This window comes from Stenotrophomonas sp. GD04024 (genome assembly GCF_029837545.1).
Classification (GTDB): domain Bacteria; phylum Pseudomonadota; class Gammaproteobacteria; order Xanthomonadales; family Xanthomonadaceae; genus Stenotrophomonas; species Stenotrophomonas forensis.
On record NZ_JAOEDV010000011.1, the window covers coordinates 1 to 13,837 of the forward strand.

12 protein-coding genes are annotated in these 13,837 nt (G+C 68.1%); 8 read left to right on the forward strand and 4 right to left on the reverse strand.

The annotated features are described in order from the left end of the window. Positions 1 to 188: 188 nt before the first annotated feature. A complete protein-coding gene (locus N7590_RS05415; RefSeq protein ID WP_005411492.1) occupies positions 189 to 1,613 on the forward strand; it encodes a TIGR00366 family protein in 1,425 nt (474 codons plus the stop codon). A gap of 272 nt (positions 1,614 to 1,885) precedes the next feature. Further along, positions 1,886 to 2,044: a hypothetical protein gene (locus N7590_RS05420; protein WP_204275110.1), complete on the forward strand. Its 159-nt coding sequence runs from the start codon at positions 1,886 to 1,888 to the stop codon at positions 2,042 to 2,044. A gap of 54 nt (positions 2,045 to 2,098) precedes the next feature. Here N7590_RS05420 and N7590_RS05425 read toward each other — a convergent pair whose 3' ends face one another. After that, positions 2,099 to 2,725: a YiiX/YebB-like N1pC/P60 family cysteine hydrolase gene (locus tag N7590_RS05425; protein ID WP_164241620.1), complete on the reverse strand. Its 627-nt coding sequence runs from the start codon at positions 2,723 to 2,725 to the stop codon at positions 2,099 to 2,101. A gap of 81 nt (positions 2,726 to 2,806) precedes the next feature. On the opposite strand from N7590_RS05425, the gene N7590_RS05430 reads away from it, so the two are divergent. The 3 genes from N7590_RS05430 (at position 2,807) to N7590_RS05440 (ending at position 6,632) form a co-directional block, all read left to right on the forward strand. After that, on the forward strand, positions 2,807 to 3,319 hold the full coding sequence (locus tag N7590_RS05430) for a hypothetical protein (protein WP_164241619.1): 513 nt from the start codon (positions 2,807 to 2,809) through the stop codon (positions 3,317 to 3,319). 77 nt (positions 3,320 to 3,396) lie between these two features. Then, positions 3,397 to 5,232, forward strand: a complete 1,836-nt coding sequence (locus N7590_RS05435) for a M3 family metallopeptidase (protein WP_164241618.1) — start codon at positions 3,397 to 3,399, stop codon at positions 5,230 to 5,232. Next, positions 5,229 to 6,632, forward strand: coding sequence for a TPM domain-containing protein (locus N7590_RS05440; protein WP_164241617.1), 1,404 nt, complete (start codon positions 5,229 to 5,231; stop codon positions 6,630 to 6,632). Before N7590_RS05435 ends, N7590_RS05440 begins: the two co-directional genes overlap by 4 nt. Before the next feature lies 1 nt (position 6,633). Here the strand turns inward: N7590_RS05440 and N7590_RS05445 are convergent, their stop codons facing one another. From N7590_RS05445 to N7590_RS05455, 3 genes are read right to left on the reverse strand one after another with little or no spacing between them, the layout of a single operon-like run. Then, on the reverse strand, positions 6,634 to 7,305 hold the full coding sequence (locus N7590_RS05445) for a VOC family protein (protein ID WP_053451053.1): 672 nt from the start codon (positions 7,303 to 7,305) through the stop codon (positions 6,634 to 6,636). A 58-nt stretch (positions 7,306 to 7,363) separates the two neighbouring features. Beyond that, positions 7,364 to 8,476, reverse strand: a complete 1,113-nt coding sequence (locus tag N7590_RS05450; protein WP_164241616.1) for an alpha/beta fold hydrolase — start codon at positions 8,474 to 8,476, stop codon at positions 7,364 to 7,366. A gap of 13 nt (positions 8,477 to 8,489) precedes the next feature. Next, positions 8,490 to 9,317 carry an AraC family transcriptional regulator gene (locus tag N7590_RS05455; protein WP_164241615.1) on the reverse strand — a complete coding sequence of 276 codons (828 nt, stop codon included), beginning with the start codon at positions 9,315 to 9,317 and terminating at the stop codon, positions 8,490 to 8,492. Positions 9,318 to 9,504: 187 nt separating this feature from the next. Between N7590_RS05455 and N7590_RS05460 the strand changes: the two genes are divergently transcribed. From N7590_RS05460 to N7590_RS05470, 3 genes are all read left to right on the forward strand, one after another. Next, complete coding sequence (locus tag N7590_RS05460) at positions 9,505 to 9,912, forward strand: hypothetical protein (protein ID WP_164241614.1); 408 nt, start codon at positions 9,505 to 9,507, stop codon at positions 9,910 to 9,912. A gap of 188 nt (positions 9,913 to 10,100) precedes the next feature. Continuing rightward, the gene (locus N7590_RS05465; protein WP_164241613.1) at positions 10,101 to 12,503 is read left to right on the forward strand and encodes a TonB-dependent receptor; all 2,403 of its coding nucleotides are present in this window, start codon (positions 10,101 to 10,103) and stop codon (positions 12,501 to 12,503) included. Next, positions 12,503 to 13,804 carry an aminotransferase class V-fold PLP-dependent enzyme gene (locus tag N7590_RS05470; protein WP_164241612.1) on the forward strand — a complete coding sequence of 434 codons (1,302 nt, stop codon included), beginning with the start codon at positions 12,503 to 12,505 and terminating at the stop codon, positions 13,802 to 13,804. Before N7590_RS05465 ends, N7590_RS05470 begins: the two co-directional genes overlap by 1 nt. The last annotated feature ends 33 nt before the right edge of the window (positions 13,805 to 13,837 follow it).

A 13,837-nucleotide genomic window follows, 5' to 3' on the forward strand; every position in this document is an offset into this window, starting at 1 on the left:
CAGCCTCCGCCACCTACGACAATTCCTGGGTTTGGTAGAGCCGGCCGCTGGCCGGCTGCACACGTGTGCGATCGCGAGGTTGCCGGCCGGCGGCCGGCACGACCATCCTCCCACCTACGACCAATAGGTGGCTGACAGCCCGCACCCCACCGCCCAGAATCGGTCCATCGAACCTGGGAGGGTAGGCGATGGCCTCGACGGCAGCAGTACAGGACGGCTGGATGGCGCGCGCTGCATTGCGCTCGGCCGCCTGGGCGGAAAAGTGGTTCCCCGATGCGTATGTGTTCGCGGTGCTGGGCGTGGTCATCGTTGCGCTGGCCGCGATGGGCTTCGGCTCGACCCCGCAGGCTACCGCCAGCGCCTTCGGTGACGGCTTCTGGAGCCTGATTCCCTTCACCATGCAGATGGCCTTCGTGGTCATCGGTGGCTATGCCGTGGCCACTGCGCCGGTGGTCGCGCGCTTCATCGACTTCCTCGCCCGGGTGCCACGCACCGGCCGTGGCGCGGTGGTGTACGTGGGCCTGGTCAGCATGCTGGCCTCGCTGCTCAGCTGGGGCTTCTCGCTGGTGTTCGGCGGCCTGCTGGTGCGGGCGCTGGCGCGCCGTACCGAGCTGCGCATGGACTACCGCGCGGCCGGTGCGTCGGCCTATCTCGGCCTGGGGGCGGTGTGGGCGATGGGGTTGAGTTCGTCGGCCGCGCAGCTGCAGGCCAACCCGGCCAGCATGCCGCCGGGGCTGGTGGAGATCACCGGCGTATTGCCGTTCACCGAAACCATCTTCCTGTGGCAGTCGATTGCGCTGACCGCGGTACTGATCCTGGTCTCGCTGCTGATCGCCTGGTTGACCGCGCCGGCCGCCGGCAGCGCCCGCACCGCCGAGGATTTCCCCGGTGCCGCGCAGGCCGAGCCGGAACCGCTGCAGCGACGCACGCGTCCTGGCGAATGGCTGGAGTACAGCCCGCTGCTGACCGTGCTGCTCTCGCTGCTGGCGTTCGGCTGGCTGTTCAACGAGTTCGCCAACAAGCCGGTGGTCACCGCCATCGCCAACCTCAACACCTACAACTTCCTGTTCATCTCGTTGGGCCTGCTGCTGCACTGGCGGCCGCGCAGTTTCCTCAACGCGGTGGCCAAGGCGGTACCGAGCACCACCGGCGTGCTGATCCAGTTCCCGCTGTACGGCGGCATCGCCATGATCCTGACCCACGCTGCCGGCGGTGACGGGCAGACGCTGGCGCACCGGTTGTCGAGCCTCTTCGTGCACGTGGCCAGCACCGATACCTTCGCGCTGGTGATGGGCGTCTATTCGGCGGTGCTGGGCTTCTTCGTGCCGTCCGGCGGTGGCAAGTGGATCATCGAGGCGCCGTACGTGATGCAGGCCGCCAACGAACTGAAGGCGCACCTGGGCTGGGCGGTACAGGTCTACAACGCGGCCGAAGCGCTGCCGAACCTGATCAATCCGTTCTGGATGCTGCCGCTGCTGGGCGTGCTCGGCCTGAAAGCACGCGACATCGTCGGCTTCACCTTCATCCAGCTGCTGGTGCACATCCCGCTGGTGCTGGGCCTGCTGTGGCTGCTGGGCATGACCCTGGCGTATGTGCCGCCGGTGATGCCTTGAATCCGGCGCGGGTGTCCCTGCAGCAGGGCACACCCGCCACGTTCAGCGCGCGTTCCGGGCCGCGGCAGCCATGAATGCGCGCTGCCCCGACGCTGGCATGAGCACATGCCGAACCCGCATGAATCCTTCATGGGCTTGTGCTGCAAGGGCCTTGGCGTGTTCATTCACGCGCGTACACACAGGTGTAGCCGCCCACGCACGCGTGATTAACCAATCGCTGCAGACGATGGCCCTGTCCACCGCATTTCGCGCGTGGCTTTCGGAGAACGGACATGGCACAGCAGAACCAGAACCCGAACCAGAAGCAGCCGGGCCAGCAGAACCAGCAGGATCGGCAGCAGGGTCGTCGTGACCAGCAGCAACAGCAGCAACAGGATCAGCAGCGCAAAGAACGCAACCAGCAGCAGGGCGGCCACGACGAAGAAGAATGACCACGCGCGGTACGCGGCGTGACCGGTGAAGCCCCGCCTCGTGCGGGGCTTCGCTTATTCCAGCACGCCGATACGCTGCAGCACCGGCGCGGCCGACATGTCGTTGGGGTTGGTGCCGGGCTGGTCCTGCGGAACCTGCATGCCCATGCCGTGGTACAGGTCCACCCAGTGCTGGGCGATCTTCCCGGTCTGCGGATTGCGGAAGTTCATCGGCTGCAGCGCGAACACGTGATGCGCGCGGAAGGCGCGTTCGATGAAGTCCGAGCAGTAGTAGCTGTCCTCATTCAACACGTATGACGTGTTGTACGGCTTGCCGAGCATGGTGCGTGCGGTGGCGACCGCATCCTTGATGGCCGCCTGCTGCGGCGCACGCAGTCGATAGACCACGATCTGCCGATGCTTGGCCCGAGCGTCCTGGCGGAACGCGGACAGCGACTGCCGGCGCGATCCCTTCTCGTCGGCGTGCAGTACCTCCCACCCCTTCGGCGCGGAAGCGACCAGCGCGACGTGATCGAAGCTGGGCGCGCCCTGCTTGCCGGTGGCATCGTCGATGGCCGCGCTGAGGCCGCTGCGGCCGGCGGTCACGAACAGCAGGTCGCCTTCGCGGACATCGACGGCCATTGCCACGGCCGGCCATAGGGCGGGCAGCAGCAGGCCGATCAGGAACAGGAAGCGATGCATGGAATTCCCGGACAGGCAGAATGCAGCGATTGTAGGGGGCGCGGTAGCATGGGGCGACCCAACCGGATTCAGGATGAGCCCATGCGTCGATACCGTTCTGCCGCAGTGCTGACGCTGGCCTGTGGCGTGGCGCTGGTTGCCTGCACGCCCGAGCCGCCGCCAACGCCCACGGAAACCGCACCGGCCGCGCCCGCGCCGACATCCACGGCCGCAGCGGTTCAACCTGCGCCGGCGCCGGCCAGTGCTGAATGCCCTTATCCGCAGTTCGATGCGTTCCTGAAGCACTTCGGCCACGAGATCGCGCTGCAGGAAAAGGCCACCGCCGACCCATTGCTGGACAGCTACATCGATGCCGAGGCCGAGCCGGAACCGCGCAAGGTCGAAAGCCGCCTGGCACTGGCCGACGTCGAGTGGCCGGTGATGCCTGATCCCGCCGCGCTGGCCGGGCAGGGGCGCGAGATGCAGGTCAGTGCGCTGGCCGATGGCCAGCGCCAGGTGCAGATCCGCACGCCGGACAGCAGCGACCAGCAGACCTACACCTTCGCGCAGGCGCCGTGCTGGACGCTGGTCAAGCGCGAGGACGAGTCGATCTGAAGGACGCCTGATCCGGCACAGGCGCGGGGCGGCAGCGGCTGCTAGGCTCAAGGCCTGGTCCAGGCAGGGAGACGCCGATGCAGGCTCGCAGGATGCGCACTACCGCAGTCGTTGCCGTGATTCTGGCGATGGCCCCTCTTGCCGGTATCCGGGCGGAATCGCTGCAGGCCGATGATCGTGCCTGCTTCGCCGATGCGGCGGCCGAGCAGCGCGCGCGTGATGCGCTGGAGAAGCAGCTGGAGGCCCTGCAGCATGCGGCCGGCATTGCGCCCGCGCAACGTTTCCAGCAGGCCGAGGCCATGCAGGCACAGTGCCTGCGCCATCATGCCTACCTGCACCTGCAGGCCGCCCGCAACGCGCGCGACCGCCGACCGGCACAGGCGCTGGACCAGGTGATGGGGCTGTGCAGCCGCATCGCCCGAACTGCTCGCGCTGCACTGCGTGAGGTGCCCGTTGACGCCGAGTGGACAGCACCGTATGCGTTCCTGCGCGCGCGTGCACTGAAGGAAGCCGCCGTCCCGGCCGATGCCGCGCTGGATGAGGCGGTGGACGCCCTGGCTGATCCGGCGCTGGACAGCTTCGCGCGCCTGCGTGGGCAGATCCTGCGCAGCGCCGAGTACCCGCAGATCGAGCGCGATGGACGGCACTGGGATACCGGGCACGACAAGCAGGCGCTGGCCCGGCATCCGGACCGCGCGCTGCGCGAGGCCGGTTGGAAGGGCTACTGGCAAGGTCTTCAATCACGCCGGGAGCCGATGGCCTCGGTACTGCTGGGGCTGGTGCAGGTGAACGATGCCGCCGCACGCCTGCAGGGCGATGGCTCGGCCCCGGCGCGTGGTTACCAGCGCATGGGCCTGGATACATCGGCGGTGGATGCGACGTTGCTGGCAATCGAACATCATGCTGGCGATCGGCGTGGCTACCAGAACATGCTGCTGCGCCACGCCGCGCGCTCGGGCATCGATGCGCCGCAGCTCTGGGATACCACGGTGCCCGATGCCGGATACACCCCGCCGGTGCTGGCGCTGCCGCAGCTGCGCGACACCGCCGCCAATGCCATGCAGCACCTGGGCCCGGCGTATGTTGGCGAGCTGCGCGCGCTGCTCGATCCGGCCAACCGGCGCATGGACCTGGCCACCGAGCGCGGTGACCGCAGCCTGGATGCCTTCCCGGTGAGCGCACCTGGCGTACCGGCAATGCTGTTCGTCGGCGTGCGCAGCGGCGAGCTGGAGAGCGATGTCGAGATCGCGCACGAAGCCGGTCACGCGCTGCATGGCGAGTGGATGCAGCGTGGCCATGCGTCGCCGCTGCAGCGCAATGGCAGCCAATGGCTGACCGAGGCGTTCGCCATCTACAACGAACTGCGCTTCCGCGACCAGCTGTACCAGCAGGCGCAGGACCCGCGGGCCAAGGCCTACTACCTGAAGTCGCTGCTGGACGACATGGTGCTGCAGCTGTTCACCTCGTCCGAGGAGGCGCAGCTGGAGCAGTCGATCTACCGCGGCGTGGCCGACAACACGCTGGGTACCGCCGATGACCTAGATGCGCTGACCGGCCAGGTGCTGGCGCGCTTCGGCCAGGATCCGGAGCACTATCCGCAGCTGCGCAACAGCTGGATCGGCAAGCGCCTGATGTATGACGACCCGAACTATCTGGTGAACTACCTGTATGCAGGGCTGTTGGCCGTGCAGCTCTACGTGCAGGACCAGCGCGACCCTGAGCGGTTCGGCCAGCGCTATCTGGCCGTGCTGGGCGAAGGCTTTGATCGCGCGCCGAACGAGCAGGTGGCACAGCTGCTGGGGCAGGCGCCGGATTGGCCGGCCCTGGTGGATGCCGATCTGCAGGTGTTCAACCAGTTGGCCGCACAGCTGCGGGCATTGCATGCGCGGATCGAGCAGGGGCAGGGCGCATGAGCGGGCTGCGCGCGGTCAGGCGGACCTGGGCCACGGTAGGGCTGTTGCTGCTGTGCCTGTTGCCGATGATGGCGATGGCCGCCGTGGCGGTGCCGGCGCTGGATGATCCGGTGGTGGACACCGCCCATGCGCTGTCGGCAGACACCCGCAACGCGCTGCGCACGCAGGCGCTACAGCTGCAGGCGCGTACCGGCGCGCAGTTGCAGGTGCTGGTGGTCGACCAGGTTGGCGACGAGGGCATCGAAGCCTATGCACAGCGGGTGTTCGAGCAATGGCAGCTGGGCCGCGCCGGTGTCGATGATGGCGTGCTGCTGCTGGTGGCCGTGCAGGACCGCCGCGTGCGCCTCCAGACCGGCTATGGCCTGGAAGGTGCGATTCCCGATGCCTATGCCGCACGCATCATCGACAAGGCGATCGTGCCGCGCTTCCGCGAGGGCGACCTCGACCAGGGGCTGCTGGATGGAACGAAGGTCGTGGTCGCGCTGATTGATGGCGAGGCGTTGCCGGGCTGGGAAGACCCGTCGGCACGCAACGTGCTGCCGCCGGACTGGCGCAGCGCGGATTCGGTGGTTGCCCTGTCGCTGCTGGCCGGCTTCCTCGCCGGGCTGTGGCGGTCGCCGCCCTCGCGGCCCGAGGCAAGGACGCCGGACGACTTCGCGCGCAGGCATCGCCAGCGCCGGCGCGGAACATCGCGTGCGGCCGCCACGCCGCAGACACGACCGAAGCGGTTACCGGCCTGGGGCCGCCCGGTGCTGGTGACTGCGGTGATCGCCGCCGGTGTGCTGGCGGCGGCGCTGTGGGCACCCCGCCAGGCAATGGCGGCGCTCTGCTTCGTGCTGGCGCTGTGCGTACCCGTGGCGAGCCTGCTCGGCTGGTGCTGGCGCCGCAGCCGGGGCCTGCGCGTTGTATTGCTGGGCCTGCTCGGGGCCAATGGGGTGTTCTTCGGGGTGATGCTGCTGCGGGGCCAGTTGCCGCCCAGCCTGGCCCTGCACGTGTTGCTGGACCTGGCCGTGGGTATTGCCGCGATGCTGGTGCTTTTCATCGTACAGGCCGGCCGCGCGCGCTGGCACAAGGATCGCGGCAGCTTCGCGGTACGGTTCACGGTGTTGTTGCTGCTGAGCGCCGGCTACGCACTCTTCGCACTGCTGGCCATCGATCGGGCCGAGCCGGCGGCGCGCCTTGCGGCGACGATCGGGTGGAGTGCGGGCACGCTGGTGCTGTACTTCGTGTGGATCTTCACCCTGCTGCCGGCTGACAGGGCACGCGGCGGCCTGCGCTCATCCGGTGGCTCTCGCAGCGCGTCCAGCAGTGCGTCGTCACGTTCATCCTCGAGCAGTTCCAGCGATTGGTCCGGTGGCGGCGGGCGCAGCGGCGGCGGTGGCGCGTCGGGCAGCTGGTAGTTCAGGCAGCCTGCACCCGCCACCCCAGCGAAGCGTCTTCCACAACACCCGCGCCGCCTACATCGCCGACCTGCAGCTGCAGGCCCTGCGCGTTGGGCAGATCCTTCTGCTCGGGGAACCAGCGGCGATCGGCCGCCACCACGATCAGCAGGCCCTCGTCGTCGCCCATCGGCGCGAACTGCGGCGACGGCGGGCTGATCGGCTGCAGGCCGAAGCGCTGGCTGGCCTGCTCGCGCACGCTGTCGACATCGTGGCTGGGCAGGCCGACTTCGCTGAGGCAGGTCAGCTCGCCGCCGTGGAAAGCGCCTTGGCGCGTGCTGCCCGGCAGGCGGCGGCGTCCGATCAGTTCCAGGATCAGGCCATCGGGACCGGTGAAGTACACCGACTGCGATTGCCAGCTGCTTTCCAGCGCGAAGTAGTCCAGTCCGGCTGGATTGCGCTGCAAGGGGGTGCGCTCGCGCAGCCACGCCATCGCCTCGCCGAAGCGGTTGTCGGGCACGTTGAAGGCCAGGTGCACGCCGCCGACCGGGTGATCAGCGGCGGGCTGCAGTTCGATCGTGCTCCAGCCAACGTGCACGTGGTTGCCGACCACGCGCTGCTGCAGCACGTCGTGGAAGTACGCGGCGACGGTGGCCACGTCGGACACCGGCAGGGTCAGGTGGAGCAGGCGCATGATCGATCCTCCGTGGAGCGCATGCGCCGAGTTTAATCCTGCGGGGATTGCGCACGCGTCACCGTAGACGCAACGGTTCGTTATCCTGCGGCTCACGCAGCGCAGCATCGAAAAACTCCGTCGCTGCATCCACCGTGCGCTGGTGGGTTCCCGCCCTTGACGTCGCAGCGGTGCACAGGTCCGGTAGCCGCTGCACGCCGGCAGCCGTACATGTGGACAGGAAATCGTAGTGGCCGACATCCGCCAGGCGCAGCAACGTCGCACCCGGAATCAATGCCTGTGCAGCTTCGCCATTGCTCGCCGGCGGGGCAACCTTGTCAGCATCGCCCAGCACGATCGACACCGGCAGCTGCAACGAGGACAGCTGCCCGGGCGCGAACGCCTGTACGATCGCGGGCGCCAGCAGGAACACCGCGCGCACGCCGGGAAGGGCGCGCGCGTCGTCAGAGTGGGAGATCCAGGGGGCCAGTGCAGGTGAGGCCGCGGCGGCCAGGCGCGCTTCCATCGTGTGCGTGGCGGCCTCCTGCTGCGGCCGGCAGACGCCATCATCCGGATGAGCACGGCAGAACGCCAGCAACCGCTGCAGGTCGGGGCGTGCACCCGCAGCCAGCAGCGCTGTATAGCCACCGGCCGAGAATCCGGCCACGCCCAAGCGGCTGTGATCGACGTGTGCGCCGAGAACCGGGTCGGCCTGTACCGCCGCCAGCGCGGCGCGCAGATCATCCGCGCGCAGCCAGCTGAGCACGCTGCCAGGCAGGGTCATCGCGTCTGCGCCGTTGTTGCCGGGATGATCGACCGCGATTACCAGATACCCGGCGCGCGCCAGCGCCGTGCCCAGCCAGCCCATCATGCGCGCGCTGCCGCCATTTCCATGCGAGAGCAGCAGGGTGGGCAGACGCTTGCCTGCGACCGGTGCATCCAGCGCTGCACGTCCGACGTCGAACAGGGGCGCATCGGGCGGGCCGATGGTCAACGCGGTTTCGCGGCTGCCGGCCTGTGCCGGATACCAGACCGTGTAGCGCAGCGCGTCGCGGTGCTGCACATCGCGCACCGCGGCGCTGTCCACCGTCGTGGTGCCGTGGCGCTCGCCGGCCAACCCGGTTTCGTCGGCGGCGGTGACGCTCGCCAGGCCGATCAGGATCATTCCCAGCACAGTGGCCTTCATGCGCATCTTCAACTCCATGTCAGCGAGGGCGTTGGTCCACCGGCAACCAGATTTCCACACCGCCATTGCCGGTGTGCTCATCGAAGCGGGTGTCGTAGCGCTCCAGGTCCGGCGCATCGGCCAGGCTCAGGCCCGAGCGGGGAAGGTAGTGGTCCAGCAGCCAGAACCAGGTGGAGCGGATGCTGGAGATGTGCCCGCCGTGCCAGGCCACCAGATAGCGACGCGCCGGTACCGCCACGCGTTGCCAATGTGCGGGCACAGTCGAAAGCGCGCTGGCCGGCAGTGCCGCGATGTAGTCGAATCCGCCGTCGTCATCGCTGTTGCAGCATACGCCGAAACTGATCGGCGCCGGCGCCGGCCATTCGCGGTTGAGCTGCGCCCATTGCCCGGGAATCGCACCGCCACTGTCACGGGTGTGACGCATGCCGATGCCGGCAACCTGGAAGGCGGGAGTGTCGAGCAGGTGCGGGGCTTCCGTGCAGGCAGCCGGCGCATCGTCCACGCGGATCGCCTGCACCAGTGCCACGCCATCGATGCCGTGTTCGCGCACCTGCTCCGGCGTCTGCCCGAACTGTTCGCAGAAGGCACGGGTGAACGCGGCATGGGTGGTGTAGCCCGCCGACAGTGCCACCGGCAGGATGTCACCCGCACCCTCGGCCAGTCGCTGCGCGGCGGCGCTCAGGCGCCGTCCTCGCAGGTAGCGCACCACCGAGGTGCCGGTGCGGGCCTGGAACAGGCGTGACAGGTGGAACGGCGAAAGCCCGGCCGCCGCTGCGATATCGGCCAGAGCCAGTGGTGAATCCGCGTGGGTTTCGATGTACCACAATGCCTTGCCTGCCGCGCTCATCCCGCCGTTCCCAGAAGCCGATGCCAGGCACAGTAGCTGATCGGGCGGCACGGCGTTTAGCAGTTCTTGCGCTGCCGGGGCTTTGCCGCTTCCTGCGTACCGGCCACAATGCGCGCTTCATGGACGAGATCAGGAGCGGGATGATGCGAACGACGGCGTGGGATGCCCGGCCAGTGGAGCCCGGCCGATGATCGAGATGATCGAAATGCTGCTCATGCTCTGGGTACTGCCCAGTCTGCTGACCCTGGCGCTGCTGCTGCTGATGTTGTTCGGCGCACCACGGTGGCGCGGCAATCCCTGGGTGTACCGCGCCGGCTTCGCGTTGCTGGGCGCGTGCCTGACACCGACATTGTTTGCGGCTGGTCACGGTGGGTTGCCGTGCGCGACCATCGGCGGGCTGGTGATGATACTGACGCAGCTGCAGTGGATCGGCGATCTGCAGGCCGACGTCATGGGCATCGGGATTCGCAACAGGGGCATCTGGATCATGTCCACCCCCGCCCTGGTGGTGTTCGCCGCCCTGATGTTCGTTCCGCTGCGAACGGCGCGGCCGGCCCGCTTCGGCTTTGGCGACGACGGCAACGGCAACGGCTAGCCCCGTATACGCGGGGATTGGACGTCGGGCGGTGATGGGGTGTGGTAGGGGCCAACCTGGGTTGTCGCATCAAGCTGTCGTACTCACGTCATGGCTCCTTCACACATCGCGCCGAGACTGCGCGCCTTGTCCAGCCCTGTTGTGCCTGCGCAGGTGCTGGCCCTGTCGTGCCTTTCCGGAGCCCTGCCGTGCATCGTTCGAAGCTTTCGCGTTCCATCCTCCTTGCCCTTTCCATGGCCAGCGCAGGAGGCGCGATCGCAGCGGAGGCCGATGCGGTCGATGCCTCGGCAGGCAGCCGCGCGGCGCCCACCCAGCTCGATGCGATGCTGGTCACCGGCACCCGCGCCTCCAACCGCACCCAGTTCGAAACGCTGGCGCCGGTGGATGTATTCACCAAGGAAGACATCAAGTCGGTTGAATCCACCGACCTGAAGGACGTGCTGGCCCAGCTGGTGCCGTCGTTCGTGGTGCAGCGACTGCCGATGGCCGACGGCCAGGTGTTCGTGCGCCCGGCCACCCTGCGTGGCCTGTCGCCGGACCAGACGCTGGTACTGGTCAACGGCCGCCGTTTCCACCGCAGCGCGTTGCTGGGCAACCGTGGTGCGCAGGCGGCCGACCTGGCGCAGATTCCGACCAGTGCGATCAAGCGCATCGAAGTGCTGCGCGATGGTGCCTCGGCGCAGTACGGCTCGGACGCCATCGCCGGCGTCATCAACATCATTCTCGAGGATGGTCCCGGTACCGAGATCACCGCCGGCTATTCGCAGTATGCGCAGGGCGACGGTGCCTCGCGCGACTTCAGTGCGCGCACCGGCTGGTCGCTGGGTGACTACGGCAGCCTGGTGCTGTTCGCCGAATCGTCCAATTCCGACGCCACCTCGCGTACCCGCCAGCGTCCCGATGCCATCGCCTTCCAGGCCGCGCATCCGGACCTGGACGTGCCCAACCCGGTACAGCGCTGGGGCCAGCCGGACCTTGAAAGCCGCCGCATCGGCTTCAACGTGAAGGCCAACGCCAGCGACACGCTGGAGTTCTATGCCTTCGGCCTGTACAGCCACAGCGACGGCGTCAGCGATTTCAACTGGCGCAACCCCGATACCACCACCGGCGCCTACCGTACGACCACGATCTTCCCCGGCTGGAACCTGCGCTCGATCTATCCGGTGGGCTTCAGCCCGCAGTACGGCAACACGCAGAACGACCTGCAGCTGGTGGGTGGCCTGCGCGGCGAGATCACGCCCAAGCTGCGTTGGGATGTCAGCACGTCGTATGGCCGCAACGCCATCGACTACAGCCTGAAGAACTCGATCAATGCCTCGCTCGGCCCGGCCAGCCCGACCGCGTTCGATCTCGGCCGCCTGACCCAGACCGAGAAGAACGCCAACGCCGACTTCAACTACGAGTGGGACGTGGCCGCGCTGGCCAAGCCGATCAACGTCGCCTTCGGTGGCGAGTTCCGCCAGGAGACCTACCAGGTGCGCGCCGGTGATCCAGCGTCGTACGCGGTCGGCCCGGGTGCAGCTGCTGGCCTGGAGGCCAATTCCAACGGCGCACCGGGCTTCTCGGCCAGCCAGGCCGGGCAGTGGAGCCAGCGCAGCAAGGCCGCCTATGTGGATATGGAGGTGCCGCTGGGCGAGCGCTGGAGCATCGGCGCGGCCAGTCGCTATGAAGACTTCTCCAGCTTCGGCAGCACGCTGGACGGCAAGCTCTCGGCGCGCCTTGCGATCACCCCGGACGTGGCCCTGCGCGGTACCGTGTCCACCGGCTTCCGTGCACCGACCCCGGCGCAGCTCAACACCACCAGCACCACGCAGGGCCTGGACACGCGCACGCTGCAGATCTTCACCAGCGGCCGCCTGTCGCCGAACGATCCGCTGGCCCAGCTGCTCGGTGCCAGGCCGCTCAAGCCGGAGGAATCGCGTACCGCGTCGCTGGGCCTGACCTGGCGCACCGACCTGGGCCTGTCCGGCTCGGTGGATGTGTACCAGATCAAGCTCACCGACCGCTTCAGCCAGTCGGCCAGCTTCGCCATTCCGGCCGGCACGCCCAATCCGCTGGGTTATACCTCGGTGAACTATTTCACCAACGACTTCGACACCACCACCACCGGCGTGGACGTGGTCGGCAACTACCTGCGCGACCTCGGCGCGGGCCGCATGACGCTGACCCTGGCCTACAACTACAACCGCACCCGCGTGGACAACGGCAGCACTTCGGTGGCCACCAACGAGACCCAGCGCGTGCTGTTCGAAGACCGCCTGCCCGAACACAAGGGCAGCCTGACCGGCAGCTGGGACATCGGCGCCTGGTCGCTGATGGCGCGCATGCGCTACTACGGCGCCTGGACCGACTCCAGCGGAAATGCAGTGGGCGACATCTACCAGCGTTTCGGCGCGATGAGCTTCCTCGACCTGGCCGTGGGCTATCGCATCAACGAACACCACAGCCTGCGCGTGGGCGCCGACAACGTGTTCGACCGCTATCCGGATGAGGCCACCTTCCAGGCCAGCCGTGGCCTGGTCTACTCGCGCAACGCGCCGTACGACACCGATGGTGCCAACCTGTACGCGCAGTATCGGTTGAGCTTCTGATGGACCGTACCCGTCGTTCCCTGCTATGCGCCGGCACGTTGCTGCCGGCCGCCGCTGTGCTGCCTTCACTGCCTGCCCGGGCGGCCGCGCGCTACGCTGGCCCGATGCAGATACTCGCGAAGACCGTGGCAGCGGAGACGCTGGCCCACGATGAAACCTACTGGTCCGCGGTGGCCAGCCACTTCGACATCACCGACGAAGTGAACCACCTGGAGAACGGCTACTGGGGTGCGATGGGGCGCGAGACGCTGGCCAGCTACCAGCGCCACACCGCCGAGGTGAACCGTGGCAACGCCTGGTACGGTCGCCGCGAATTCCCGGCGCAGTACATGGCGGTGCATCGGCAGGTGGCCGAACTGCTGGGCGTGGGGGCCGACGAGATCGCGCTGACCCGCGGCGCCACCGAGGCGATGCTGGCCCTGATCGGCGGCTACAACCGCCTGCAGCCCGGTGACCAGGTGCTGTACTCCGACATCGACTACGACAGCATGATCGGCGCGATGCGCTGGCTGCAGCAGCGTCGCGGCGTGCAGGTGGAGCGCATCGCACTGCCGGCAGTGCCGGACCACGCGCAGATCCTGCAGGCCTACGAGGCCGCGTTCGCGCGCCTGCCGCGGCTGAAGCTGGTGCTGCTGACCCAGGTCAGCCATCGCCACGGGCTGGTGCTGCCGGTGGCGGAGATCGCCGAGCGTGCGCGGGCGCGCGGCATCGATGTGATCGTCGATGCGGCGCACGGCTTCGGCCAGATCGACTATGTGGTGCCGCAGCTGAAGGCCGACTTCGTCGGCATCAACCTGCACAAATGGATCGGTGCACCGGTCGGCGTTGGCGCGATGTACGTGCGCAAGGGCCGCGTGGCGGATCTGGACCCGTACATGGGCGAGACCGACGATGGCCGCGTGGGCAGCCGGGTGCACACCGGCACGGTCAACTTCGCCGCCTACCTGGCACTGCCGGAAGCGATCGCATTGCACCAGCGCATCGGTGCGGCCAACAAGCAGGCGCGCCTGTGCTACCTGCGCGAGCGCTGGACCGTGCCGGCACGGCAGATGGCACATATCGAAGTGCTGTCCTCGCCGGACCCGGCGCTGGCCAGTGCGCTGGCCAGCTTCCGTCTGCGCGGGCGCACCAGCACGGCCGACAACATCGCGCTGCAGAAGCGCCTGCTGGATGAGCATCGGGTGTTCACCACGCACCGCGACGGGCTTGATTCCGGCGCCTGCGTACGGGTGACGCCGTCAGTGTTCACCCGGCCGGAGCAGATGGATGCATTGGTGAAGGCTTTGGCGGCATTGGGGTAGTGCCGGCCGCTGGCCGGCAACCTCATGATCCGT